General features: G+C 49.2%; 25 protein-coding genes. 17 read left to right on the top strand and 8 right to left on the bottom strand.

Annotated elements, in window-relative coordinates:
* Window positions 1-63 precede the first annotated feature (63 nt).
* Together ACFSUB_RS12285 and fdhD are read right to left on the bottom strand one after the other, a co-directional pair.
* Window positions 64-303, bottom strand: coding sequence for a hypothetical protein (locus ACFSUB_RS12285; RefSeq protein ID WP_380713546.1), 240 nt, complete (start codon window positions 301-303; stop codon window positions 64-66).
* Window positions 300-1,103, bottom strand: a complete 804-nt coding sequence (gene fdhD, locus ACFSUB_RS12280; protein WP_380713545.1) for a formate dehydrogenase accessory sulfurtransferase FdhD — start codon at window positions 1,101-1,103, stop codon at window positions 300-302. Before fdhD ends, ACFSUB_RS12285 begins: the two co-directional genes overlap by 4 nt.
* A gap of 345 nt (window positions 1,104-1,448) precedes the next feature.
* Between fdhD and ACFSUB_RS12275 the strand changes: the two genes are divergently transcribed.
* The 6 genes from ACFSUB_RS12275 to ACFSUB_RS12250 all read left to right on the top strand — a co-directional run bounded on the left by ACFSUB_RS12275 (window position 1,449) and on the right by ACFSUB_RS12250 (window position 7,770).
* Window positions 1,449-2,693, top strand: a complete 1,245-nt coding sequence (locus ACFSUB_RS12275; RefSeq protein WP_090926153.1) for an L-lactate MFS transporter — start codon at window positions 1,449-1,451, stop codon at window positions 2,691-2,693.
* A gap of 15 nt (window positions 2,694-2,708) precedes the next feature.
* Entirely contained in the window at window positions 2,709-3,077 is a 369-nt protein-coding gene (locus ACFSUB_RS12270; protein WP_380713544.1) for a DUF2294 domain-containing protein, read from the top strand.
* 33 nt (window positions 3,078-3,110) lie between these two features.
* Window positions 3,111-6,044: a formate dehydrogenase subunit alpha gene (gene fdhF, locus ACFSUB_RS12265; protein ID WP_380713656.1), complete on the top strand. Its 2,934-nt coding sequence runs from the start codon at window positions 3,111-3,113 to the stop codon at window positions 6,042-6,044.
* A gap of 1 nt (window position 6,045) precedes the next feature.
* Entirely contained in the window at window positions 6,046-6,555 is a 510-nt protein-coding gene (locus tag ACFSUB_RS12260) for a DUF1641 domain-containing protein (protein WP_380713543.1), read from the top strand.
* A gap of 133 nt (window positions 6,556-6,688) precedes the next feature.
* On the top strand, window positions 6,689-7,351 hold the full coding sequence (locus ACFSUB_RS12255) for a thioredoxin domain-containing protein (protein ID WP_380713542.1): 663 nt from the start codon (window positions 6,689-6,691) through the stop codon (window positions 7,349-7,351).
* Window positions 7,348-7,770: a disulfide oxidoreductase gene (locus tag ACFSUB_RS12250; protein ID WP_380713541.1), complete on the top strand. Its 423-nt coding sequence runs from the start codon at window positions 7,348-7,350 to the stop codon at window positions 7,768-7,770. Before ACFSUB_RS12255 ends, ACFSUB_RS12250 begins: the two co-directional genes overlap by 4 nt.
* 497 nt (window positions 7,771-8,267) lie before the next feature.
* Here the strand turns inward: ACFSUB_RS12250 and ACFSUB_RS12245 are convergent, their stop codons facing one another.
* Complete coding sequence (locus tag ACFSUB_RS12245; RefSeq protein ID WP_380713540.1) at window positions 8,268-9,170, bottom strand: nuclease-related domain-containing protein; 903 nt, start codon at window positions 9,168-9,170, stop codon at window positions 8,268-8,270.
* 282 nt (window positions 9,171-9,452) lie between these two features.
* Window positions 9,453-11,030, bottom strand: a complete 1,578-nt coding sequence (locus tag ACFSUB_RS12240) for a BCCT family transporter (protein ID WP_380713539.1) — start codon at window positions 11,028-11,030, stop codon at window positions 9,453-9,455.
* Between the two features lie 238 nt (window positions 11,031-11,268).
* Between ACFSUB_RS12240 and cyoE the strand changes: the two genes are divergently transcribed.
* From cyoE to ACFSUB_RS12195, 9 genes are all read left to right on the top strand, one after another.
* Window positions 11,269-12,198: a heme o synthase gene (gene cyoE, locus ACFSUB_RS12235; protein WP_380713538.1), complete on the top strand. Its 930-nt coding sequence runs from the start codon at window positions 11,269-11,271 to the stop codon at window positions 12,196-12,198.
* 34 nt (window positions 12,199-12,232) lie between these two features.
* Entirely contained in the window at window positions 12,233-14,662 is a 2,430-nt protein-coding gene (locus ACFSUB_RS12230) for an EAL domain-containing protein (RefSeq protein ID WP_380713655.1), read from the top strand.
* 91 nt (window positions 14,663-14,753) lie between these two features.
* On the top strand, window positions 14,754-15,083 hold the full coding sequence (locus ACFSUB_RS12225; RefSeq protein ID WP_380713537.1) for a PadR family transcriptional regulator: 330 nt from the start codon (window positions 14,754-14,756) through the stop codon (window positions 15,081-15,083).
* Window positions 15,073-15,933 carry a permease prefix domain 1-containing protein gene (locus ACFSUB_RS12220; RefSeq protein ID WP_380713536.1) on the top strand — a complete coding sequence of 287 codons (861 nt, stop codon included), beginning with the start codon at window positions 15,073-15,075 and terminating at the stop codon, window positions 15,931-15,933. Before ACFSUB_RS12225 ends, ACFSUB_RS12220 begins: the two co-directional genes overlap by 11 nt.
* Window positions 15,934-15,947: 14 nt before the next feature.
* Window positions 15,948-17,006, top strand: a complete 1,059-nt coding sequence (locus ACFSUB_RS12215; RefSeq protein WP_380713535.1) for a hypothetical protein — start codon at window positions 15,948-15,950, stop codon at window positions 17,004-17,006.
* A 128-nt stretch (window positions 17,007-17,134) separates the two neighbouring features.
* A complete protein-coding gene (locus ACFSUB_RS12210) occupies window positions 17,135-17,320 on the top strand; it encodes a hypothetical protein (RefSeq protein WP_380713534.1) in 186 nt (61 codons plus the stop codon).
* Window positions 17,321-17,408: 88 nt separating this feature from the next.
* Complete coding sequence (locus ACFSUB_RS12205; protein WP_380713533.1) at window positions 17,409-17,657, top strand: hypothetical protein; 249 nt, start codon at window positions 17,409-17,411, stop codon at window positions 17,655-17,657.
* Window positions 17,658-17,786: 129 nt separating this feature from the next.
* A complete protein-coding gene (locus ACFSUB_RS12200; RefSeq protein WP_380713532.1) occupies window positions 17,787-17,996 on the top strand; it encodes a nucleotidyltransferase domain-containing protein in 210 nt (69 codons plus the stop codon).
* 89 nt (window positions 17,997-18,085) lie between these two features.
* Window positions 18,086-18,220: a hypothetical protein gene (locus ACFSUB_RS12195; protein ID WP_380713531.1), complete on the top strand. Its 135-nt coding sequence runs from the start codon at window positions 18,086-18,088 to the stop codon at window positions 18,218-18,220.
* 149 nt (window positions 18,221-18,369) lie between these two features.
* Here the strand turns inward: ACFSUB_RS12195 and splB are convergent, their stop codons facing one another.
* Both splB and ACFSUB_RS12185 read right to left on the bottom strand, forming a co-directional pair.
* A complete protein-coding gene (gene splB, locus ACFSUB_RS12190; protein ID WP_380713530.1) occupies window positions 18,370-19,398 on the bottom strand; it encodes a spore photoproduct lyase in 1,029 nt (342 codons plus the stop codon).
* On the bottom strand, window positions 19,391-19,648 hold the full coding sequence (locus ACFSUB_RS12185) for a transcriptional regulator SplA domain-containing protein (RefSeq protein WP_380713529.1): 258 nt from the start codon (window positions 19,646-19,648) through the stop codon (window positions 19,391-19,393). The genes splB and ACFSUB_RS12185 overlap by 8 nt, the downstream gene beginning before the upstream one ends.
* Before the next feature lie 139 nt (window positions 19,649-19,787).
* Between ACFSUB_RS12185 and ACFSUB_RS12180 the strand changes: the two genes are divergently transcribed.
* Complete coding sequence (locus ACFSUB_RS12180; RefSeq protein WP_380713528.1) at window positions 19,788-20,657, top strand: ROK family protein; 870 nt, start codon at window positions 19,788-19,790, stop codon at window positions 20,655-20,657.
* A gap of 33 nt (window positions 20,658-20,690) precedes the next feature.
* On the opposite strand, the gene ACFSUB_RS12175 is transcribed toward ACFSUB_RS12180, so the two are convergent.
* On the bottom strand, window positions 20,691-22,508 hold the full coding sequence (locus tag ACFSUB_RS12175; protein ID WP_380713527.1) for a UbiD family decarboxylase: 1,818 nt from the start codon (window positions 22,506-22,508) through the stop codon (window positions 20,691-20,693).
* A 140-nt stretch (window positions 22,509-22,648) separates the two neighbouring features.
* Between ACFSUB_RS12175 and ACFSUB_RS12170 the strand changes: the two genes are divergently transcribed.
* Window positions 22,649-23,818, top strand: coding sequence for a TraB/GumN family protein (locus tag ACFSUB_RS12170; RefSeq protein ID WP_380713526.1), 1,170 nt, complete (start codon window positions 22,649-22,651; stop codon window positions 23,816-23,818).
* Between the two features lie 433 nt (window positions 23,819-24,251).
* On the opposite strand, the gene ACFSUB_RS12165 is transcribed toward ACFSUB_RS12170, so the two are convergent.
* Window positions 24,252-24,674: a DUF4064 domain-containing protein gene (locus tag ACFSUB_RS12165; RefSeq protein WP_380713525.1), complete on the bottom strand. Its 423-nt coding sequence runs from the start codon at window positions 24,672-24,674 to the stop codon at window positions 24,252-24,254.
* Between the last annotated feature and the right edge of the window lie 24 nt (window positions 24,675-24,698).

Below are 24,698 nucleotides of genomic sequence, written 5' to 3'. Positions count from 1 at the left end.
GAACAAAACCAGGCAGGGAGCCCCTCCCTGCCTGGTTCTTCTACTATGCGCTCTGGTTGTGTGCTACTCCCCGCGCTGCACGAGCTGTTGCAGTGCAGCATTTCTTTTTTCCTTTTCTGCCTCCCCGGCGAGATCGTATTTTTTCAGCAGATGAAATCCTTCATTTAAAATCGACTGAGGCTGACCGTCGTGAAAAAAACGGGCGGTATCATGATATAATGGAGCCGGCATGACATCTTTTTGATCTTCCAGTTTTTGTTTCACATCATCAAGGCTGTGGTCTACAGGGCATGAACTCATCATGAATGCACTCCTTCTTCAAAAATACGTTCGCAATGCGTATAGACATTCAGCTTGTCTCCACGCACAAAACCGACAGCGGTAATATTGAGGTCATCGGCCAGGTCAATAGCGAGACTGGTTGGAGCGGACTTGGAAAGTACGATACCGACACCTATTTTGGCTGCTTTTGTCAGTACTTCCGAGGACAATCTGCCGCTGAAGACAAGAACCTTATCGCGCACACTCCAGTGATGCATGAGACAGTGTCCGTACAGTTTATCAAGCGCATTATGGCGCCCGATGTCCATGCGCGAAAGAAGCAGTTCATCCGTTGAACAAAGAGCAGCATTATGAACACCCCCGGTTTGGTGGAATGCTTCGCTGTCCTCCTGCATCGCCTGCATCAAGGAAGCACAGCGTGACGGAGACAATTGGGCGGATGTACGGGCCGTTTTCGCCATTTTCATGTCATTGTGAAAATAGAACTGCCGGCTTTTACCGCAGCATGACCCGATGAAACGCTTGGAATGTCCGGAGAAAGAAAGGTTGGGCTTTTTGTAAAGGTGAACGTAGGCAAATCCGGATTCCTCGTCCAGCTCCAGACGAAGGATATCACTGTAAACTAAAATAATTCCCTCAGAAGCAAGAAAGCCCACCACCATTTCACGAAGATGTTCCGGGGAACAAACCATGGTGGCAAATTCTTCTCTATTTACATAAATGGTCAGTGGTGTCTCCTTCACGATGGTATCTGCCGCTGCACTCACCACACCTGCCCGGTACGATGTGATGGGACGCGGTTCACTGATATGGCTTGTCATCAACCTCCCCCTCCTGCAGCCGAATTTGATGCCTTCATCATATCAATATCCGGAATAGGAATCAATTATATGTCCGAATAATCGGAATTATCAAAGTTATTGAAAAAGCAGGGCAGCCGTTGTAGAATGAGGAAAATATGAATATTATGTGAAGGTGGACCGGTGTAGCAGCGACCCTGCTATTATCATCTGCGCGGATTTTTGTAAGCGATTTCTTTTAGGTGTAGCAGCGTTCCTGCTTCAACTGTGTGCGTCGTTTTTTCAAGACAATTATGTCATTTGTTTTGGGGAAACGTCGTTTTTTATTTAAGCAGGAACCAACCAAAACAGAAGGGGTGGAATCGAATGGCTGGAAAACAGAAAAACAGATGGTTGATTGCATTATCGGCAGTTGGTATTCACATCTCCATCGGTTCGGTGTATGCATGGAGCGTATTTACCAATCCACTGCAGGAAGAGCTGGGCTGGGACTTATTCTGGGTCAACTTCGCGTTCAGTCTGGCTATTTTATTTCTTGGTCTGTCAGCAGCATTTCTGGGCCGCTTCGTAGAAAAATACGGGCCCCGGGTGGCTGGTCTTACAGCAGCTGGTTTTTTCGGTGCCGGTGTGCTCGGTTCCGGATTGGCTGTGATGGTAGAGTCACTCATTCTTCTTCTTATTTCTTACGGCGTCTTCGGCGGTATTGGACTGGGTATCGGTTATATTACACCAGTTTCTTCCCTCGTTAAATGGTTTCCGGATCGAAGAGGGCTGGCAACAGGACTTGCAATCATGGGATTCGGATTCTCCGCTGTCATCTTCAGCCCGCTGCAGGAAGCACTTATGGGGACCGTCGGTATTGCTAATACATTTTTTATCATCGGTATTATTTTTCTTTGCTTTATGACGGCTTCTGCATTGTATCTGGAACGTCCGCCTGAAGGTTACATGCAGGATAAAGCACAGGAAAAAACGAAGAAAAACGCAGACCTGTCCGAGCTTACTGCCAATGAAGCGGTAAAAACGAGACGCTTCTGGTTTCTATGGCTGATGCTGTTTATTAACGTAACGTGCGGTATAGCTATACTGGCTGTAGCTGCTCCGATGGGGGAGGAAATTGCAGGGCTTTCATCAGCGGCGGCAGCAACAATGGTTGGAATTATGGGATTTTTCAATGGACTCGGCCGCATTATCTGGGCGTCGGTTTCTGATTACATCGGCCGTGCCAATGTTTACACAGCATTTTTTGTTATCCAGGTTGCTGCTTATTTTATGCTTCCGGTCATGGGTCAGGTTATTGTATTTCAGATTCTTCTGTTTATTATCATTTCGTGTTACGGCGGCGGTTTTGCATCCATCCCTGCTTATATCGGCGATCTTTTCGGCACCAAAGAGCTGGGGGCGATCCACGGCTACATCCTTACCGCCTGGGCGGCAGCAGGCCTTGCAGGGCCGAGCATATCTTCCACTGTCCGTGAGGCGACGCAAAGTTACACGGCGACGCTGTATATTTTCGGGGTGATGATTGCTGTGGCTTTAATTATTTCTTTTTGGATCAGAAGGGATATTAATCTCCTGAAACGAAAACAACGACAGGAAGAAGCGGGGTGAAAGAGCTGAAACTGTATGAATAAATATGAAGCTGAATTCAGTAATCTGGTGCGTTCGTTCCGCAAAAAGCATATGGGAAAGGGGCCGAGCCACATCACTACAACATTCTGCAAAAACTGGGCAATATGCGAGATGGAAGGCAACCTTTCCCCGGTAGAGAAATTTATCGCCAGTGAAAAAGATGGAAGGCAGATGCTGCGTGAAGCCAGAACCCAGATGGTAAAAGAGATATATAAGAAGCACCGTCCGTATGAAATGGAGGAACTGCTGGGAAGTAATTTTGTGGAGTTATTTGTTGATATCGATATTGAAAAAGATGTGGGTATGTCCATCTTTGTGTTTGAAGACAATGTAGAGAAGAAATTCAACGGCCGTTCATATTGAGATTAGAAAGGAGTGGACAGGTTGGCAGGTAAAATGGAAGTAAAAATCAACGGAAAAGAGGTAACAGTGGATGAGAATGTTTCAGCGTTGAATGTTTTAACAGACGAGGATCAGCAGGTTCCTTCCGTTTGTTATCACCCAAGCCTTGGGGCGATTGAAACATGTGACACCTGTATCGTGGAAAAAAACGGGGAGCTGGTTCGTGCCTGTTCTTCCAATGTGGACCAGGGAGATGAATTCAATACGGTATCCAGCGAAGTGAAGGACGCGCAGAAGGTGGCGATGGACCGGATTCTTTACAACCATGAGCTGTACTGTACGGTCTGCGATTACAACAATGGAAATTGTGAAATCCACAATGCCGTAAAAGAAATGAAAATCGAGCATCAGAGCGTACCGTTTGAACCCAAACCTTACGACAAAGACCGAAACAGTTTTTACCGGTATGACCCGGATCAGTGTATTTTGTGTGGACGCTGTGTGGAGGCCTGTCAGGACGTGCAGGTCACTGAAACGCTGACGATCGACTGGGAGCGGGAACGTCCGCGTGTGATCTGGGATAACGATGTGCCGATTGAGGAATCTTCCTGTGTGTCGTGCGGCCACTGTTCCACAGTATGTCCGTGCAACGCGATGATGGAAACCGGAATGGAAGGAGAAGCCGGGTACATGACCGGCATGAATGAAGACACCCTTCGGCCGCTTATTGATATCACAAAAGGGGTGGAAACCGGATACAGCTCGATTCTCGCCGTATCGGATATGGAAGCCTCGATGCGGGACAGCCGTATTGATAAGACAAAGACGGTCTGTACGTACTGCGGGGTCGGCTGCAGCTTTGACGTCTGGACGAAGGGACGTGACATATTAAAAATCGAACCGCAGCAGGAGGCTCCGGCCAACGGGATTTCCACATGTGTAAAAGGGAAGTTCGGCTGGGATTTTGTAAATAGTGAAGAACGTCTTACAAAGCCATTAATCAGGGAAGGACAGATGTTCCGGGAGGCAGAATGGGCCGAAGCCCTGGATCTTATTAAACGGAAATTCACCGGCATCAAGGAGGAACACGGAGCGGATGCACTCAGTTTTATCAGTTCCTCCAAATGCACGAATGAAGAATCGTACGTCATGCAGAAGCTGGCGCGGGGAGTGATTGGTACGAACAATATCGACAACTGCTCCCGTTACTGCCAGAGTCCGGCCACCATGGGGCTGTTCCGCACCGTCGGCTACGGAGGCGATTCCGGTTCCATTACCGACATTCAACAGAGTGAGCTTATCATTACTGTAGGTTCGAATACATCCGAATCCCATCCGGTCCTTTCTACAAGGGTGAAAAGCTCCCATAAACTCCACGCTCAAAAGCTTATTGTCTCCGATCTCCGCAAACATGAAATGGCGCAGCGGTCGGACTTGTTTATCCGTCCGGAATCCGGAACAGACTTGATCTGGCTTTCTGCAGTGACTAAATATATCGTGGATCAGGGCTGGGAAGCTGAGTCCTTCCTGGAGGAGAACGTGAACGGAGTGGAACATTATAAAGAAACGCTCGCCCCCTACACGATGGAGTATGCCGAAGAAATGACCGGCGTATCTCAGGACGATTTAATTCGTACCGCAAAAATGATTCATGAAGCCGGCAGTGTCTGTATCCTCTGGGCAATGGGTGTTACCCAGCACCAGGGAGGAAGCGATACCAGCACAGCTATCTCCAATCTCCTTCTTATTACCGGTAATTACGGTCGTCCCGGCACCGGTGCCTATCCACTCCGCGGCCATAACAATGTACAGGGGGCCAGTGATTTCGGCAGCATGCCGGACCGTTTCCCGGGCTATCAGTTTGTCAGTGATGATGAGGTGAGAAATCGTTTTGAAGAGGCCTGGGAGGCAGAGATTCCGAAAGAAAAAGGATTGAACAACCATGAAATGGTGGAGGCCATTCATGAAGGAAAGTTAAAGTCGATGTATCTCAAAGGCGAGGATATGGGGATTGTTGATTCCAATATCAACTACGTGCACGGGGCGTTTGAAAAACTGGACTTTTTCGTCGTTCAGGATTTGTTTCTCACTACCACAGCCCAGTTTGCTGACGTTGTCCTTCCGGCAAGTCCGAGCCTTGAGAAAGACGGCACGTTCACAAATACAGAACGGCGGATTCAGCGGTTGTATCAGGCGCTGGAGCCGCTTGGCGATTCCCGTCCGGACTGGAAAATTATCATGGATATCGCAAATCAGCTGGATGCCGGCTGGAAGTACAATCACCCATCGGAGATTATGGCTGAAGCGGCCTCATTAACACCACTTTTTGCGGGTGTCACGTATGAAAAGCTTGAAGGATACAAGAGCCTGCAGTGGCCGGTTCACGCAGATGGTACCGATGAACCGATGCTGTTTGCCGACCGGTTTCCGTTTGACGACGGACGCGCCCGTCTCTATCCGGTCGAATGGACCGAACCGGTACAATATGAGGAAGAGTATGACCTGCAGGTGAATAACGGACGTCTGCTGGAACATTTCCATGAAGGAAATATGACCTATCAGTCGGAAGGAATTACACGCGGGACACCGCGCGCGTTTGTGGAAGTCTCCCCGCAGCTTGCGGAGGAACGCGGATTGAGTGACGGCACGTCCGTACGTCTGGTTTCCCCGTACGGCGCAGTGAAACTGCCGTGTCTGGTAACAGAACGGGTTCAGAAAAAAGAGATTTATATTCCGCTGAATGACGACGGGGATGGAGCGGTCAACCGCCTCACCAGCAGCTATGCGGATAAAGATACAGACACCCCGGCGTATAAAGAGGTGCGGGTACGAATGGAAGTGCTGGAGGAGAAAGGGGACTCCCCGCTCCCGAAAATTAATCACCGTTTCGGGAATCCGCAGCCGCAGATCGGTGTCCAGGTGGAGAAAAAATGGCAGCGAAGTGATTACATCTTTCCCGGGGACGTAGTGAAAGGAGAGGGTCGTTAACATGGCTGAAAAAATCCAGCATATCAAAAAACAGGAGCCATCGGAAGAAGAGCAGCGGGCACAGGACCTTCGTGATATCGAAGATGCTTTGATTGATAATAAAGAAGTTATTCTGAAATCCTTGTCGACCTTGAAGCACGCAGATGACCGCGGCGTGATATCGCTTTTGCATGGTCTGTTTGCCGATGGGGACAAAGTGCTGCAAGTCCTTGCGGAGACGATGAACAATGAAGAAAATACAAAAGCGATCCGCCATCTTCTCCTGCTGATGGGTGTGGCCGGCAAGCTCGATGTGGAAAAAATGGAGCCGCTGCTGCTTAAAGTGAATGAAGGATTACGCCGCGTTGGGGAAGCCGGTGACACCGAAGAAAAGACCGGCTACGTGGATCTTGTGAAATCCTTAAAAGACCCGGAAGTCAACCGGGCGGTCACGCTGCTTCTTACCTTTTTAAAAGGGATGGGGCAGGAGACGGAACAGGATATGAAAACCGGCGGAGAATCTCCCGATTAATATGCGTGTTGGCTGCCCTGTTTCTTAAAAAAGAACAGTTTCCCTGTTTTTGGTGTTCTGTCACAGCTAGGATGCTTGTTTTCGTGTAAAATGAAAGGAGTATCTGTAACAGAACGAAAGAGAGGCAGAACGTATGAAATCTAAAATTCTTGTCATTGTGACGGCCGTGGTATTTGTGGCGATGGGTGTTTTTCTGATTACGAGACCGGACAACCCGACGGGAAATCAGGCAGGCTCGAAGCTGGAACTGGATAATCAGCCGGTGATGGGAGAAGAAGATGCGACGGTGCAGGTGGTGGAATTCGGCGACTATAAGTGCCCGGCGTGCAAATCATGGAGTCAGACGGTGTTTCCAAAACTTCAGGAAAACTATATTAACAGCGGCGATGTCTCGTTTACTTATGTGAATACTCTGTTCCACGGCGAGAAGTCAAGGCTTGCGGCACTGGCTTCGGAATCGGTATGGGACCGCAGTCCGGAGGCGTTCTGGTCGTATCATCAGACCATTTTTGAAAACCATCCGGGCGGTCAGTCGCAGGATGAAGTATGGGTCACCCCGGATTCGCTTGGGGATATGGCCGCGCAGGTGGACGGAGCGCCGGCCGCGGAACAGGTGGCAGAGGACGTGCAGCAGGGGACGTATGAAGAACAGGTGAGTACTGACGAATCACTTGTAGATGAGTATAATATTCAATTTACCCCGAGTATTCTGGTGAATGGAACGCTCATTGAAGATCCACTTGACTGGGAGGCTGTTCAGGCGGCGGTTGAAGAGGAGCTGAATCAGGAGTCATGAGAAAGTTCGTCGTATCCTACGGATTGTATGCTGCATGGCTGATGTCGGCAGCAGCTGTTTTCGGGAGTTTGTATTTCAGCGGGGTGCTTGGTTTTGAACCGTGCAAACTCTGCTGGTACCAGCGTATTCTGATGTATCCACTTGTGATAGTGCTCGGCATCGCAGCTTTTGATAATAATCCCCGTATCATCCGGTACGTGCTTCCTCTGCCAGTGGTCGGCGGTCTGGTTTCGGTGTACCATTACCTGATGCAGAAAGTTCCCGGGTTCGCTCCCGTGGAACCGTGCGCCCAGGGGGTTCCGTGTCAGGGGCAGTATATCAATCTATTAGGCTTTATCACCATTCCCTTTCTTGCTTTGATGGGCTTTCTACTTATCACTATCCTGTTGTCACTGCTTGCTAAGTGGAAGCAGGACTGATGAAACATCCGGATGACGCCGTGTCATCCGGATTTTTTGAGTCCGCGTGCTGGTTTGTGAGCGTCCTGCGGCCAAAACGGGTGGGAACTGGTGCATAAACGTAATTAAGGGTGGTCCATAAGACAGTTTGCGGCTGCCGAGCTCCGATCAAACGCAACCCGGCGCGTTTCCTAACGACGTTTAGAGGGTGCAGAAGGGGTGCAAACGCAACTGGAGGAAAAAATAATCCGGACCACATGATGCTGCGCCGGGTGATACGGATTTTTTGAGTCCGCGTGCCGGAATGTGAGCGTCAATCAGCTACGGCCAAAACGGGTGGGACAAGGAGCATAAACGTAATCAAGGGTGATCCATAAGACAGTTTGCGGCTGCCGAGCTCCGATCAAACGCAACCCGGCGCGTTTTCTAACGACGTTTAGGGCACGCGGAGACGTTGTAAACGCAACTGGGGGAAGATGGAGGTGCCGTTTGAAGAGCCATTCCAACAAAAACGCTGGTCACTGGTAATAAGCATGCTTCCCTCTCCCTCTGATTTGGAAGTTCGTGGTCAGAATCCTCCTTACCGACCTCGGAGGCAGGCCGCCTCCGCACCATTCGATGATGGTATTGGTGGTGAGCTTCTCATCGGGAAAAAGGCGCCTGAATTCCTCTATGCTCTGCAGCACACCTTGATCCCTGCTGACAGCGGTTTGACACCCCGGGCAAATCAGCATTCTTTTCTCTTTTTTCATAAAAGAAAAGCACTCCGCGCATAGGATTCCTTTTTGCAGGTCGGTGAAAGTATAGGGCGGTGTCCGCGAAGGAAAGGGGATGGTCGTCCCGCGTTCGAGGAGAAGTGCCGTCCTGCCTTCCTCTTTCTCTCCGGAAGGCAGCGAGTCGCGTTTCCAATTCTGGCGAAATCTCTCTATCTGGGAAGGGAAAAGAATAGGCATATCAGGAGAAGCATGGTAGAGCGTGAAAAGGGGATTCATGAAAATCAGAAAGGCGTGAACCGGCACGTCCCACTGCAGCTGCTGCATGAGCTGGCGGAGCAGTGACTCGTTTTTTCTCAGCTGCAGGAGAGGGCTTTTGATTTCTTTTCCGTACAGGGTAAACCATGAATCATCTTTTACATAAAAATCTCCTTCGTACTGTTTCACCTCAAAAAGATAGATGCCTTGAGGGGTGATCCATAACGAATCCAGCTGGCAGTAGGTGTGACTGATTTCAAACGAGATATCATGAATCATTACCGGTTGTGGGTTGAGCGTGGACGCCCAATCGTCGAATTGCATTTCTCCCTCGAATCCTTTTTCAAGATGGTGGTAATACTGCTTTTCTTTCGGGGGAAGGGAAGAGCGGAGGTTCAGGCTGCGAAACAGTTGGAGTTCGGGGGATGGGCGGCGCTTCTTTTTAATCATAGGTCACTCCCTTTCGATTTCTTATATCATAGGGAAAGATGGAAGAAAAAGCAAGTCCCGGCGTCTAAACGACGATTGATGTGTATAGAGTCCCCTGAACGTAATTATGAACGGTCCATAAGACAGTTTGCGGCTGCCGAGCCCCGATCAAACGCAACCCGGTGCATTTCATAACAACGTTTGAAGGAAAAATAAAGACCCAAACGCAATCATGAACGCCTGCCGGGACTAAAATACATAGTAAAAGCAAGAGCCACGCACTGTACGCGCGGCTCCTGCTTCTTACTCTGTATGATTTTCAATCTGTTCCCGAATCTGGCGCTGCCGTTCTTCTTCTTCGAGCTCCCGGGTCCTTCGGTAGTCTCTGCGTATGGATTTAAGAAGCGACATGGCGGCGACAAACAGGACGACAGAAAACGGTAATGCTCCGACCAGTGAGGCGGTCTGCAGCCCGTTCAACCCGGCACTGATAATCAGAATAAAAGCCAGGGACGCAATCAGGGTGCCCCAGATAATTTTCAGAAGGACGGATGGATTCTCGTCGCCGTTTGACGTCATCATGCCGAGAACGAAGGTGGCAGAGTCGGCAGACGTAACGAGAAACGTAAACAACAGACAGATAGCCAGAACCGAAAGTATGGTACCAAGCGGCACATGCTCAAGCATCGCAAAGAGAGCGGTGGATGTATTCTGTTCGACGGCAGATGTAATGTCGGTTCCCTGAAACAGATCAAGATGGATGGCCGTCCCGCCGAAAATACCGATCCAGATGATCCCGATAAGAGGCGGCGCGACCATAACACCAAGCACGAATTCACGCAGCGTGCGCCCTTTGGAAATGCGGGCCACAAACATCCCGACAAACGGAGCCCACGCAATGGTCCACGCCCAGTAATAGACCGGCCACTCCTGCACCCAGGTACTGTCTGTGTATTGATCCAGCCGGAGACTTGCCTGGAAAAAATTCTGCAGATAATCACCGATGCCGGTCGTTAAGGCATTCAAGATAAACCCAGTGGGCCCTATAATAAGCATCGCTACCATAAGTATGAGAGCCAGTCCGAGGTTCACGTTACTCAGATACTTAATCCCGCGGTCGAGACCGGACACGGTGGAGACCATAAAAAGAATGAACATGGCTGCGACAATGCTGAACTGAACCAGACGGCCGGACGTGAGGTCGAATACGCTGCCAAGACCGCTTCCGATCTGCATGACACTCAGCCCAAGCGTTGTCGCCACTCCCATGACCGTTGCAAGGACCGCAATAATATCAATGGTATGACGGAGCGGTTTTTTTCCGTGGTCCCCTATGACCGCGTTCATGGTGTCGCTGATCAGGCTGCGCTCCTCCTTCCGGTAGTGAAAATACGATATCGCAAGCCCGACGAATGTGAAAGATGCCCACTGGTGGATGCCGTTGTTAAAGAACGCGTTCCACATTGCCTCTCTCGCAGCGGCGGGTGATTCCGCTTCGATGCCGGATACAAAGGGAGGAGGAGTTCCAAAGTGAGTCATCGGTTCAGCTACGCCCCAAAAAACGATGCTGACGCCGAACCCGCAGCTGAATAACATAGCGATCCAGGTGAACAGTGGATACCGCGGCTTGGCATCCACTCCTCCAAGTCTGATTTTTCCGTATTTACTGAACGCAATATAGAAATTAAACAGAATGAGAAACAACACAAATATAAGGTAAAACCAGCCGAATGTACCGGCTATCCAGCTGTACACCATATCAGCCATTTCGGCCAATACATCAGGTGCGAGTGCGCCCCACAACGCAAAAACAAAGATAATAGGGAACGAAACCCAGAAAATCGTGTTCATGAACTGCAATCGTTTCGTTTTGTTTTCCATAGTTAACACCCCTTTTGCACATGATACGAAGACAAGCTCGTTTCAAATGATTAAGTGAACCGCATGATGAACCACTCTGCAGACTTCAGATTGTATACCCTTTCACTGGCAAGTTTATGTCACAAATTTGAAATCCGCCGTAATGTGTCGCTGAATGGTCAAACCGTTTCGTATGTGCCGTTTCGTATGTCTGATATAATGGAACATAACATTTATTATAGAAATGAAGAGGATAATCATGCGGAAAGATCAGAAGACAAATGAAGCTTCCGTAGCAGGGAAGCAGCCGTTTTCAGAGATTTTGTCAAAAACAATAAAAACAGGAATTATAAAATCAAATCTATTCCCGATGGCTGCAGGGTTGAGCCTGGCGCTGTATACGTATCAGCTCGGGATTATAGAGAAGCTTCCGGCCATCCTGAGCGCTTTTGCGGGATCCATTCTCGTCATGGGCGCAGCAGGTGCCTTCAATAATCTGTATGACCGCGATATTGATTCGATGATGGAGCGGACGAAGAACCGGCCGACTGTCACCGGGGAGATCAAAGCCGGCACCGTATTATGGCTGGCCGTGTTGATGAGTATCGCCGGGGTCGGTATTCTTGCTCTGGCCACACCGCTTGCCGCACTTTTGGGTTTTCTCGGCATCTTTTTTTATGTCGTTCCCTACACGATGTGGAGTAAACGGCGGACCGTTTATAACACGGAGATCGGCAGTATTTCCGGGGCGATGCCGCCGCTTATCGGATGGGCGGCAATATATCCGGACATTTCACATCCCGCTGTGCTTGGGCTGTTCGTCATTACGGTTATATGGCAGATGCCTCATTTCTACGCTATTTCGATCCGTAAATACGAGGAATACCGCGCAGCGGGTGTGCCGATGCTGCCGGTCGTAAAAGGTATCCAGCGCACGTATGTACAGACGAACGCGTATCTTGTCATTCTAATTGCCATCAGCTTTCTTCTCGGCACTTTGAGTCTGGGATTAATGCTTGTCTCCCTGCTTCTCAGCATCACCTGGCTGGTACTTAGTATGTATGGATCGAAAAAAATGGATGCAGAGAAATGGGCGAAAGCGATGTTCATTTTTTCTTTGGTCCACATGACGGTCTTTTTCTCAACTGTTATTATTTACTCATTAACGGGTATTTTGTTTCAGTGGTGATGAAAGAGAAAAACAGGAAGGTTATGTGATATCCATGGATATGATGCAGGGCACTTATCAGCCGTCCCTGGTGCTTTTATCCCTTTTTATTGCTGCGTTTGCCTCTTATGCTGCGCTTCATGCCGCAGGCCGGCTTAAAGCATCGACGAGGAAAAAAAGAACGCTCTGGGCAGTGAGCGGCGGGTTTTGTCTCGGCGGGGGCATATGGTCGATGCATTTCATCGGGATGCTTGCTTACGACATGGGGATGACAGTCACCTATGATCCTGCCCTTTTTGCGCTTAGTATCGGCTGTGCAGTGACAGCGAGCTGTCTGGCTTTTTTAATGGTACAGTTTTTACAGCCGAAACTGGTGCTGCATATGACGGGGTCGGTATTCATTGGTTCCGGAATCGTGTCGATGCATTATATAGGCATGGAATCTATGCAGATGGGAGCCGAGCTGTTTTACGACAGGGTCTATGTTGCACTCTCTGTACTTATCGCATTGATAGCTTCATTTACGGCACTCCGTCTGCTTTCTGTGCTTCCTTCCATTGAACGCCGCTTGAAAAGGGAAGCCGGATTCATCGGCAGTTCCATCGTGATGGGTGCAGCGATTTCCGGGCTGCATTATACAGGTATGGCAGGAACCTATTTTCGATCCGGCGGTGGAGAAGGAGTTCCTCCCGTTTCTTCCTCTGTAGGGTCTGAGATTCTGTCTGCCCTTATCAGTATCGTTATTCTTATTATTGTAACGATTATTGTTATCGTCGCGATTTTTTCCAGAAAAATAGAATCAAGTCAAGATGAGTCCAACTATCTTCAGGATTTGTACCAGTCCATCGTTCACTCGGCTACCGATGCCATTGTGACAGCAGATCAGAGAGAGGTTATCATATCGTGGAATGAAGCAGCGGAACGAATTTTCGGTTACACCGAAGGGGAAGCTGTCGGCAGTGAGTTGATGATGATTATCCCGGAGTCTTACCGGGAAGCTCATCAAGAGGGATTCAGACACCACCTGCGCACCGGAGAACAGAGAGTGATTGGAAGCGTTGTGGAACTGGAAGGACGGCACAAAGATGGACAGACGTTTCCGATTGAACTGTCTCTTTCCGAACAGAGTAGAGGAGACCGGACATTTTTCACCGGTATTATACGCGATATTTCAGAACGGGTGGCACAGAATGAACGGATTCAGGAGCTTGTGTACCGGGACGAACTCACAAGGCTTCCGAACCGGCGTATGTTGAACGAACATCTGCAGAATACCTTGGACCAGCAAGCTGCATCTCATGTTGCCGTTCTTTTCATTGATTTGGACCGTTTCAAAAAAGTGAATGATGTGTTTGGCCACCGGATAGGGGATGAACTGCTTATTTCCGCCTCGGAACGAATGAGTGGAGAGCTCAAGGAGTCGGACTTCATTGCCCGCCAGAGCGGAGATGAATTTGTAGCGGTACTTCCGAATGCGACCCAGTATCATGCGGGTCACACCGCTGAATCAATGATTCAAACCCTGAAGCACTCCTTTCTTGTGAAGGGTCATGAATTGTTCGTTTCGGCGTCTATTGGAATCAGCATGTACCCTCAAAACGGCAAGACGGCGGAAAAACTGATTCAGTATGCGGATACTGCGATGTATCAATCGAAAAGCAACGGACAGAATCAGTATTGTTTTTTTACACCGGACATGAACGAGGAAGTATTCAAGAAACTTCTGCTTGAGTCGGATCTCCAGAAAGCAATGAAAGAAGGGCAGTTTCAGCTTTATTATCAACCTCAGGTCAGCGTGGCAGAAGGAGAAGTCAAAGGGTATGAAGCACTCCTTAGGTGGGAACATCCGGAGCGTGGCCTCGTCTCTCCCGGGGACTTTATTCCGCTGGCGGAAGAGACGGGCTTGATTGTACCGCTCGGCCGCTGGGTGCTGGAAGAAGCGTGCCGGCAGATGATGGTCTGGCGCAATGAAGGCAGCACGGTTTCCAGAATGTCTGTGAACATCTCCGCGATTCAGTTTCAGCAGCCGGATTTTGCGCAGGTGGTGAAACATGTGCTTGCCCAAACGGAACTCCCTCCGGAATATCTGGAACTCGAAATTACCGAAAGTATCGTACAGGAACCGGAACAAGCCGTTCCTATCATGAAAGAAATAAGAGAAATGGGAGTCAAAATCTCGCTCGATGACTTTGGAACAGGTTATTCCTCGCTGAGTTATCTGAAAGATTTCCCGCTCAATACCTTAAAAATAGACAAGTCCTTTGTTGATAATATGGAACACGGATCCAGGGAGAAAGCGATCGTGGACGCCATTATTAACATGGCCCACCGCCTGGAATTCAATGTTATTGCAGAAGGTATTGAAAATGAGGCGCAGCTGCAGCTTCTTTCCGGAGAAGCATGCGAAGAGTACCAGGGTTATTACTACAGCCCGCCCCTTCCTTCCTCGGATATTGAAAGTAAATCTTCTTTTCCCCCTCTATAACATAGAGGGAGTTTTTTTAATATAACCCTTGTATTACGATGTATCACCTTTTATACTGTAACTGTATTCCAATGAAAGGAAAGAATAAATAATGGATAAAGAAATGATGAAAGGTAATATTGATTTGATTCTGCTGTCGCTTGTGGCGGACCGGGATTTGTACGGCTATGAAATGACGAAAAAGTTGAAAAGTTTGAGTGACGAGGCGTACAACATGAGTGAAGGAACACTGTACCCGGCGCTGAAACGGATGGAGCGTAAAGGCTGGGTCACATCGTATTGGAGCGCGGCGGAAGGGGAGAGACAAAAAAAGTATTACACAATCACCGAAGAAGGTGGGACCGAACTCGAACGGAAACGAAAGGACTGGGCATCGCTTCATGATCTGCTGGATAAGGCGGCAAGAGCGTATGACTCGTAAGCTGGAGACGTATGTGAAGCGGATCGCTGCGCAGACGGACTGCAGCCGTTCCGAGCGTGATGATCTGTATGAGGAACTGCTGTCTCACGTTCTGATGCGGCGGGATGAAGAAATGGAAGCCGGGAAAACCGAAGAGGAAGCGGAAAAGGAAGCGATGAACATGTTCGGGAAAGAAGCGTGTATCGGCGACGGCCTGCAGCAGGCGATGTTTCCGTTTCGGAGGGAACTGCTGCTGGCGCTTGCGGTGCTCTGCTTTATGTTCACCTTTGGGAAGTATATATCTTCACTTACTCAGACCCGGGAAGCTCTCTGGTTTGTACTCTATGGAACAGTTGGTCACTCGACCGTGCTGTTTTTTGCATTGAACCGTGTGTTTGCTGTAAACCGGAAGCTGTGGCTGGCTCTTGCTTTGGTGTTGAACTTCCTGTTTCTTGTTCCTCAATGGAGCGGTCTGGGATTTTTCGGTTCCGGTTCCCTGGGCCCGGTTCTTCCTTTGATTTTACTGCTCAATCTGTATCTTCTGTACCGGACCGTTTTGACATATGAGCAAAAAAAGAAACATAAAAAATCGCGGCGTGTTATCCATATTGTCAATATTACACTTGGTCTCGCAGGTGGTGCGGCGGGGCTGTATATTCATCTCATCGCCATGGGTTTCGGCGCATCCGCTACTATTTTACTGCGTGTGTTAATACCCATGCTCTTGTGGGCGGTGCTTTATGCGGTTCAGATCCTGCTGCTTCCGCGTTTCCCGAAACTGATTCTGGGAAGTCTGGTTCTGACTGTTCTTATTCTGGCGTACATGTTCTGGCCGGTTATTGTTCCTTATGCTGCAGGATTATTTGATTAAGAGGAGGCAGTTTCATGAATAAAAAAGGAATGGCCGTTGTATTTAGTCTGATTGCTGTTGTCACGGCAGGTCTTGCCGCTGCTGGAGGAATGGTGGAGTCTGAAGAAAAGGCAAAGCCGTCTTTCACCGGTGAATACAGTGTGGCACCTGATGGACGTATTGCTTACGTGATGGAATCAAACGGCAGTCAGACCTTGTATGTGAAAGGCCGCGAGTCTGAACGTTCAGGAGTCTATACGGCGGAAGAATCACAGAAACTGTGGAGTCCGGTGTTCAACGAAAATGGTGATTTGTCCGTCATCGAAACGAGCGGATATCCGGAAGGTGCTCCGGGTGAACAGGAATTTCAGCTTGCTCACAGTGATATCGTGACCATATCTGCGGAAGGTGGAAAGATAGAGACCGTACTTCAGGCGCGCGGCGTCCTCACAAATCTCAAGAAGGACCCCGCCCATGAGCGTTTGTTCGTACAAGGCATACACGTCAGCACACAGGGAGAGCCGGAAGAAGGATTCAAACCGATGGAATCCGGGTTATATACCCTGAAACCGGATGGCGTCTTTGAAGAAATACGTACGTTTGACACGTACAGCCCGGGGTCGCTGAGTATATCAAATAACGGAGAAAAAATGCTTATGATACTGGCCGATGATTACAAAAACGCCACCCCGGATTCGATGTTTGAGTCTGTGCAGCGGATATACGAAATGAACATCGCCGAACCCGGAAAGTTAAACCCTGTTCCGCTCGAGAACAATGACGTGCCGGTCAGTGAAGTCGTGCAGCTGGAAAAAGAGAACAAACTTCTCGTCCAGACGATTATGAACTACGGCGAAGGGGATCCTTTGTTCCAGTACGACATGGTAACCTTTGACCGCGCCACCGGAGAAAAAGGGGAGCGTCTTGGTATCAACGAATCTGTGCAGCACACCCAGCTAAGTCAAGGAGAAAGCGAGATATATTACAGCAAAGAGAAGGACCGGCAGAACCAGCAGCAGAGTTTCGAACTGTTCCGTTATCATCTGGAAAGCGGGGAAGAAGAAAAAATCGAGCTCACCCCGCAGAGTTCCTGATCTGTTGGCCGGCGGTGCCGCGTGTTTTTCTGCAAGCTGTTCACCGGGCTGTTCAATATTAAACAGCCCGGTATTCGTATGTGGTGGAGCATGAATCGGTAAGATTATCAGCATCGGAGGTTATCCAGATGCGGGAACCATCGGCCTTTGTTATTGTCTATTGGATGTTGTTTTTTCTTGGGCTCGTTCCCTGCATCATGATCGCGGGATTGGGTTTTAACTTCAGCACCGCTATAGTTTTCACTACGGTAAACAGTGTAGCTGCTGTTGTCATTGCTGTCACCTCACTCAAAAACAACATTTCGTTCTGTTAAGTGTTCTGCTGCTTCTAAGCCCGTTTTTACTTCTTATTATGATATAGGTGAACGGACGTGTCATAAACTTTCAAAGGAGATCATCTTAATGAACAAACAGGTAGTTTTTCAAATCATGTATTGGATCGCGTTTATCATCGGTTCGGGGTCCTGGTATTATACTTTTACGATGGATTACGGCATTGTATATACCATCATTATCACTTTTTTCACTGGTATATGGGCTGTTTTAATTGCTGCAGCCGCTCTTAAAAACAAACTTCTCCTTGTATTAAGTGTTTTGATGTTCTTAAGTCCCTATCTAATGTTTGCGTTTACAATATTGTTTTTAAATTAGTGTAACTATTGGTTCCGGGGATGAAGAGAAAATCGAGTCTGCCCCGTATCACTCCTGAGCGTTCCGCCCGCAGCGGTGAAACCGGTGGGTGTTATGGTATAAGGAACAAAAAGGAAAGGAAGATATTCGATGGAGCATTATTCCGCCTGCCGTGATGCCATTCTTTCTTCTTTAAAAGATGTTGTTACACAAGAGTTGGACTCCCGTCATGTCCGTGTTTATCTTTTCGGTTCATGGGCGAAAGGAACAGAGAAACAGAGCTTGGATATCGACTTGGCGGTTGAAGCAGAAAAGGATCTGGATGCTTCGGCATGGAATCGTCTGCTTGAGGTAGTCTAGGAGTCCACCGTTCCTTATCATGTGGATGTCGTTGATTTGCGATCTGCCGGCCCGGCGTTCACCCGGCAGGTCAAAAAGGAGGGGCTGATATGGAAAGACTTCACCAACGTCTGACCTCGGCGGAAGCGGCGCTCGCTTCTTTTGGACAGATTGCCGGATTAAAAGAACCGTCCGACATCGAGAGAGACGCGGCAATACAGCGCTGCATATATCAACGACTGTAATTTAACCACTCACACGAATAATGAAAGCGTGGCAGAAAAGATTTATGCTGCTACAGAAACCTACTATTATTTATTGAAGCAGTGGGTGGAGCGCATGAATCAGAAAGTAAAATAAAAGCCGCAGGCTCAAACCTCTTTCCGTGCGCGGGTTACGTGAAATAGTCCAGCGAGGCCTCTGGAAAATAAGACGCGATATAAGAGCCGATGGTATCTTTGATATCTTCCTGTTCTTCGTTGGTGTACACGTATTTTCCGATACCGTAACGGCCCCATTTCCATTTGCGTTTCGATTCATCGAGTTCGAGTTTTGTCATGGGGTAATTTTTCTCGATGACCCGCTTGGCCGGTTTCGTGAAGCGGTGTTGAATCATTTCAAACGTGAGATCCTTTCTTGCTTCGGCGGGCAGGGATCTATTTAATTTCTCCATCATGTCCAGGTATCCTTCTTTCCAGCCGTCATGAAGGTAAATCGGGGCGATAATGAAGCCGAGGGGATATCCCGCCCCCGCTGCTTTTACCGCAGCTTCTATTCTCTCATTCAACCGGGAAGTGCCGGGTTCAAAGTATTTAATGACATAGTCGCTGTTGATACTGAAACGAAACCGGGTGCGGCCGTTGTGCTCGGCGTCCAGAAGATGGTCGATATGGGCGAATTTCGTCACAAAACGGAGCTGTCCGTGCTCGGTCCGTCCAAAGTATTCAATCGCTTTTTTCAGCGTGTGGGTTAGATGGTCCACCCCGACGACATCGGAGGTACAGGACGCTTCAAATCTCGTTCGTTCCGGAGCGCGATGCTGCATGTATTCCTCGGCGGATTCCAGAATTTCATCCACGTTCACGTACGTGCGGATATACGGTTTATCTCCCATTGTCGTCTGAAGGTAACAGTAGTGACAGTGGCCCATGCACCCGGTCACAAAGGGGATAGCGAATTCTGCCGACGGTTTTGATGTGTCAAACTTCAGCGTTTTCCGGATGCCGATGACCAGTGTCGACTTGGCGGTGCGGTACCGCTGAAAATGATTGTCGCCCGGAAGATTCCGGACCTGGTTGTGCGATGTCGTATGCCTGATTTCAATTCCCATATTCTCAAACTTCTGGGTGAGCTCTTTTCCGAGAGGATATTCCAGGGCGCGCGGTTCGACATAAACGAGTTCCGGTACAAAGGGTTTAACCATAATACTGTGTATCCTCCGGCGTGCCGAATGCTTCGGCGTAATCTCTTTCAGCTTCCTGCATGGTTTCATATACCGCGATGTCATCATTTAACGGGTAGTATGTTTCATATAAGAACAGAGCAAGCCCGCCGGGAGCTTCCGGATTTTCAACGACTGCCGCTTCCTGCACGTTGGCCACCCCCTGGACGTGTGGATTGCGGATAATTACGTAAACAATATCGCCTGGATTCGCTGTTTCAAAAATAGACACCGTATCACCTGCTTTGCTGTAGTTAATGGTATTGTTATCGTCAGGCGAAAGCATTATGTAAAAAATATATAGAAGGAGACAAAGGAGCGTTTGTAGAAAAAAGAACAGAGAAGAAAACAACAGCAGGGAGGATACTTCTATGTATTATGGAGCAATCGAAGCCGGGGGCACGAAGTTTGTGTGCGCGGTCAGCAGAAACGGTGTAGATATAGAAGAACGTACAAGTATTCCGACAACGACCCCGGAGGAAACATTGAAACATGTCTTTGCTTTTTTTGATTCTTACACTCTCATTTCCATGGGGATCGGTTCATTCGGACCGATTGATGTGAACAAGGATTCCGGTACATACGGCTTTATCACCAGCACTCCGAAACCAGGATGGGGATTTTTTGATTTTCTCGGAGAAATCAAGAGCAGATACAACGTCCCAACCGCCTGGACAACCGATGTGAATGCCTCGGCATATGGGGAATTTAGAAAAGGAGGAGGTCAGAAATCAGGGAGTTGTGTGTACCTGACAGTAGGAACAGGAATCGGTGGCGGTGCGGTCGTGGACGGGAAAGTGCTGGAAGGCTTCGGACATCCCGAAATGGGACATATTCTTGTACGCCGGCATCCGGAAGATGATTACGAAGGAAACTGCCCGTATCACGCTGACTGTCTCGAAGGAATGGCAGCCGGTCCGGCCATTGAAAAAAGGCATGGGTATAAAGCGGGCACACTGGCCGGTGATGAGAAGGTTTGGGGGATGGAAGCTTACTATATTGCGCAGGCGCTCGTACAATACACGCTCATCCTCCGCCCGGAAGTCTTTATTCTCGGCGGCGGGGTCATGAAACAGAATCAGTTATTCCCGCTCATCCGGACAGAGTATCAGCGTCTCTTGAACAACTACGTGGAAACACCGGCCCCCGAGACTATGATCACAGCCCCTGCTCTTGGCGATGACGCCGCCATTACAGGGTGTCTGCTGCTCGCTGAAGAAGCGGAAGTGCAGCTCCCCTGAGTTCGTTTTCAGAGGACACTCCGCGCCGTAGTTTTATTTTTTCAGCTGCCCATCTTCATTGAAGAACCGTTCAATTCGGTGCTCCACATCGGGGTCCGGGATGAGCGGCGGGGCGTGGTGCGGTTTGATGCGGGCATCGATAATCATCGTATCACAGCCCCAGTGTTTATTTTCATAAAAACTGTTCACCCCGTGGATATCGTGGGATGGATTGCTGCGGGTGAAGGCAGCCCAGAGAAAATTCCGCAGCGACGCCGTCAAAAACGTACTATCGTCACAGATGACAATCAACGGAGACGATGGAAGTCCGCCTTCTGCTTCCACTGCTTCCGCCAGTCTCCGGCACTCAGCTGCGGCGGTTTCTTCGTCGGAGTAAGCCGGACCTTCCACTGCGACAGCTCCCGGCATGATGAGAGAAGGACTTGAGAAGCCTTCTGCTTCCGCAGCGACGGCTGGAACCTGGGTGCAGAGTTCGCGTTTTTTATCTCCGTAGGCTGCGATGATGACTTTACTTCCGCGGTTCAGCGCTTCTCCGGAGTAGTCGAGCGTGTCGATGGTGGTTTTCGTTTGAAAATGAAGGTCCCGGTGCAGATCGATCCGCTCCAGTATATATGTGAGGAAATCGACTTCATCATGGGTGTCCAGATCCCGTTCCAGTTCTGCTGTAATAAACAGGTATTTGGCAAGGCTTAACTGGCCGGTTCCCAAGATTCGGTTTGCTATGGTCAGCAGTTCCGTCGGCTGCTGCACGTTTTCAAATGGAAGGTAGCGTTCACTGCCGATCGCAAACAGAAGAGGATGCACCCCTGCGGCATCCACTGCATGCACTTCCTTGACACCGGGAATCTCCTGCTTTACCGCGTCCCCTGTAATTTCATGGATGATTTCCCCGAACGTCGTATCTTCCTGCGGTGGACGGCCGACGACCGTGAACGGCAGGATGGCATCCTGCTTCGCATACACTTTGTGAATATGGAGAACCGGAAATTCATGCGTGAGGCTGTAATACCCGAGGTGGTCGCCAAATGGTCCTTCCGGCTTCGTCTCTCCTGGATACACTTCCCCGGTAATGACAAAATCGGCGTCATGACTGATGCAGTAGCCGTCAATGTAGCTGTAACGAAAACGCCGCCCGGAGAGCAGTCCTGCGAATGTCATTTCCGGAAGCCCTTCCGGAAGCGGCATCACCGCGGACAAGGTGTGGGCAGGCGGCCCGCCGATGAATATGCTGACTTTAAGCGGTTCGCCGCGCCGGACTGCTTTTTCCTGGTGAATACCTATACCCCGGTGGATCTGGTAATGAAGCCCGGCTTCTTCATTGAGGCGGTAATCGTTGCCGTTGAGTTGAATACGGTACATGCCGAGGTTGGAGTTCATGATTCCCGGGTTGTCCGGGTCTTCGGTGTAAACCTGGGGCAGTGTAATGAACGCGCCGCCGTCCCCCGGCCAGTGCTGGATAAATGGCAGGTCCGTCAGCTGGATTTCCTGAAACCCGGGATTCTGTTTCTTTTTGGAAGGGAGGGCATTGACTGCCGCCAGACCGCTCTGGATATTCCGGAAAGGGTGCTTGAGTGCCTTCATCGGATCATTGCGGAGGGCGACGACATTCTGCGTCCGGTCCCAGGTCCGGCGGAAGATGAACCGACTCCGCTCCACTGTGCCGAACAGGTTGGAGAGTGCCTGATAATTCGACCCTTTCACATTTTCAAAAAGAACCGCCGGACCGCCCGCTTCGTATACGCGCAGATGAACAGCTGCCATCTCAAGGTAGGGATCGACTTCTTCAGTAATCCGCACTAAATGTCCGTTTGCTTCGAGATCTTCCACACATTCTTTCATATTCTGATACATAGGCCGCCTGCCTCCATCGTTTTGTATTTCATCACTTTCTTCATTTTAATGGAAACGGTGTCTAAAAAAAATAGGGCAGGCTCAGCGGCTCTAAAATATGATAAACTTTAAGTATCCATTTTGCAGAAGGCAGGTACGTTATGACAGCAGATAGAGAAAATGTGACCAGACTTCACATAAATAATAAAGAGATTGTATTGATTGGAACAGCCCACGTCTCGAGACAGAGCGCCGAGCAGGTAAAAGAAGTGATAGAAGAGGAAGAGCCCGATTCTGTCTGTATCGAACTCGATGAGAAGCGGCATGAGTCTATGACAAACCGCGATGAATGGAAGAACATGGACATCTTTAAAGTTATTAAGGAAAAAAGGTCGTCGCTTCTTCTAATGAATCTGGCTATTTCTTCTTTTCAAAAGCGGGCTGCCAAGCAGTTTGGCATCCAGCCTGGTCAGGAAATGAAGCAGGGGATCGAATCCGCCCGTGATACAGGGGCGGAACTGGTGCTGGCCGACCGTGACATCCAGATTACGTTCTCAAGAATCTGGCAGAAAGTTGGTTTCTTCGGCAAAGCGAAACTTTTAATGATGATTATCTTCAGTATATTCAATAACGAAAGCATCACGGAAGAAGAAATGGAGAAAATGAAACAACAGGATATGCTGCAATCCATGCTGAATGAACTTACGCGCAGTTTTCCGAGGCTGAAAAAGCCGTTAATTGATGAAAGGGATCAGTATTTGTCCCACAAAATCAAGGAAGCCCCGGGGAAAAAGGTGGTGGCGGTACTGGGGGCTGCCCATGTTCCGGGCATAAAAGAAGAAATTTATAAGGAACAGAATCTTGAGGAGCTGGAGCACCGTCCCGTCAGCAAGGCGCCGAAAATCATAGCCTGGGCCATTCCGCTCCTTGTTATCGCTGTTATCGCCTATACGTTCTATGCCAATCCATCGGCGGGTCTGCAGCAGACGATCAGCTGGCTGCTTTGGAATGGGTCTTTTTCCGCTATCGGTGCGGCAGCGGCTTTAGGGCATCCTCTTACGATTGTAACCGCCTTTATTGCAGCACCGCTCACGTCGCTGAATCCTCTTATCGCCGCCGGATGGTTTGCCGGACTGATGCAGGCGTACATCCGCCGGCCGAACGTGGAGGATTTCGAACGTCTTTCTGAAGACGTGCACAGCGCGAAAGGGTTCTGGAGCAATAAGGTAACCCGGATTCTCCTCATTGTCGTACTGGCGAATGTCGGAAGTACAATTGGAACGATGATAGGCGGCGCTGACGTACTGAGGCTGTTTTTTGAAAATCTATAAGCGGCAGGGAGCTGTACCCCTATGGGTGCGGCTCTTTTTTTACCATACAAAAAAACCGGCATACGCCACATATGCCGGCATAACGTCCAATATGATAGTGATGCATAAAACGACAAAAGCCCTTCCTGCTCTTTCGTCCTTGCGGTCCTTAAACCGCTCCAGTGTGAATTGTTCTACTACGATATTTTCTGCTTTCGTTTCATTCATCGTTGGGTTATCAGCATGTTGAAATGAATGAGGAGAGGGTGTGTAGATGAGGGAATCTACGTTTTAGTAGTGTAGTATGAGGAACAATATTGAATTATACCTGCTTGTTAACCTATTGTCAATATGCTTTTCACTACGCAGCAGCAGGTCCGCCGGATCGCCGCTGCGTCAATGAAAGACCATGCTTTTTTTGGGCGGTTTTATGTTGAACACGAGCTAACGCAGCCTAAACAGTCTTTGGCTTGCGGAGCAGAAACATCAGGCCTGCGATGAAATAGAGCAGGGCGGGCAGAAACGGCAGCAGCAGCCACCAGAAAATAAGCACGGTCAGCCCTGTCCCTGCGAGAAGAAAAATGCCGGACATGATGTCACCTGTCCGCCGGAGCAGAGCAATCACCCCGACAGCAGCAATAAGCAGCATGAGACCGGTGTGCATGCCGTAGTTAATGGACTGGGCCTGTTCAAAGAACATTTGAAATTCCTGCTCCGGTATGTTCTGGGCCGGGCTTTGCTGCATGGACTGGTTGAGAAACGTCTCGAAGTCCGTGTTTGTAATGACTGTTCCGAACAAAAAGACCAGACCAGAGCCTATCACAAATAACACGGTGCCGCAGATTGTAAGAATTTTTTCCGGTTTTCGTTGTTTCAATCCTCATGCCTCCCTTCTTCTTTG

The sequence above is a fragment of the Salibacterium lacus genome, assembly GCF_042684865.1.
In the GTDB taxonomy this organism is placed as follows: Bacteria; Bacillota; Bacilli; order Bacillales; family Marinococcaceae; genus Salibacterium; species Salibacterium lacus.
The sequence above is the reverse complement of the archived record's forward strand: the minus strand, read 5'-3'. Positions and strand labels throughout refer to the sequence as shown.

Bases quoted from the DNA above. Each gene is read 5' to 3' on its own strand.
- ACFSUB_RS12205 (WP_380713533.1), top strand. From the start codon at position 17,409: ATGAACAAACAGGTAGTTTTTCAAATCATGTATTGGATCGCGTTTATC.
- cyoE (WP_380713538.1), top strand. From the start codon at position 11,269: ATGCGGAAAGATCAGAAGACAAATGAAGCTTCCGTAGCAGGGAAGCAG.
- fdhF (WP_380713656.1), top strand. From the start codon at position 3,111: ATGGAAGTAAAAATCAACGGAAAAGAGGTAACAGTGGATGAGAATGTT.
- ACFSUB_RS12210 (WP_380713534.1), top strand. From the start codon at position 17,135: ATGCGGGAACCATCGGCCTTTGTTATTGTCTATTGGATGTTGTTTTTT.
- ACFSUB_RS12175 (WP_380713527.1), bottom strand. From the start codon at position 22,508: ATGTATCAGAATATGAAAGAATGTGTGGAAGATCTCGAAGCAAACGGA.
- ACFSUB_RS12230 (WP_380713655.1), top strand. From the start codon at position 12,233: ATGGATATGATGCAGGGCACTTATCAGCCGTCCCTGGTGCTTTTATCC.
- ACFSUB_RS12200 (WP_380713532.1), top strand. From the start codon at position 17,787: ATGGAGCATTATTCCGCCTGCCGTGATGCCATTCTTTCTTCTTTAAAA.
- ACFSUB_RS12180 (WP_380713528.1), top strand. From the start codon at position 19,788: ATGTATTATGGAGCAATCGAAGCCGGGGGCACGAAGTTTGTGTGCGCG.
- ACFSUB_RS12270 (WP_380713544.1), top strand. From the start codon at position 2,709: ATGAATAAATATGAAGCTGAATTCAGTAATCTGGTGCGTTCGTTCCGC.
- ACFSUB_RS12240 (WP_380713539.1), bottom strand. From the start codon at position 11,030: ATGGAAAACAAAACGAAACGATTGCAGTTCATGAACACGATTTTCTGG.
- ACFSUB_RS12260 (WP_380713543.1), top strand. From the start codon at position 6,046: ATGGCTGAAAAAATCCAGCATATCAAAAAACAGGAGCCATCGGAAGAA.
- ACFSUB_RS12225 (WP_380713537.1), top strand. From the start codon at position 14,754: ATGGATAAAGAAATGATGAAAGGTAATATTGATTTGATTCTGCTGTCG.
- ACFSUB_RS12245 (WP_380713540.1), bottom strand. From the start codon at position 9,170: ATGATTAAAAAGAAGCGCCGCCCATCCCCCGAACTCCAACTGTTTCGC.
- ACFSUB_RS12220 (WP_380713536.1), top strand. From the start codon at position 15,073: ATGACTCGTAAGCTGGAGACGTATGTGAAGCGGATCGCTGCGCAGACG.
- ACFSUB_RS12195 (WP_380713531.1), top strand. From the start codon at position 18,086: ATGGAAAGACTTCACCAACGTCTGACCTCGGCGGAAGCGGCGCTCGCT.
- ACFSUB_RS12275 (WP_090926153.1), top strand. From the start codon at position 1,449: ATGGCTGGAAAACAGAAAAACAGATGGTTGATTGCATTATCGGCAGTT.
- ACFSUB_RS12170 (WP_380713526.1), top strand. From the start codon at position 22,649: ATGACAGCAGATAGAGAAAATGTGACCAGACTTCACATAAATAATAAA.
- ACFSUB_RS12250 (WP_380713541.1), top strand. From the start codon at position 7,348: ATGAGAAAGTTCGTCGTATCCTACGGATTGTATGCTGCATGGCTGATG.
- ACFSUB_RS12255 (WP_380713542.1), top strand. From the start codon at position 6,689: ATGAAATCTAAAATTCTTGTCATTGTGACGGCCGTGGTATTTGTGGCG.
- ACFSUB_RS12285 (WP_380713546.1), bottom strand. From the start codon at position 303: ATGATGAGTTCATGCCCTGTAGACCACAGCCTTGATGATGTGAAACAA.
- ACFSUB_RS12215 (WP_380713535.1), top strand. From the start codon at position 15,948: ATGAATAAAAAAGGAATGGCCGTTGTATTTAGTCTGATTGCTGTTGTC.
- fdhD (WP_380713545.1), bottom strand. From the start codon at position 1,103: ATGACAAGCCATATCAGTGAACCGCGTCCCATCACATCGTACCGGGCA.
- splB (WP_380713530.1), bottom strand. From the start codon at position 19,398: ATGGTTAAACCCTTTGTACCGGAACTCGTTTATGTCGAACCGCGCGCC.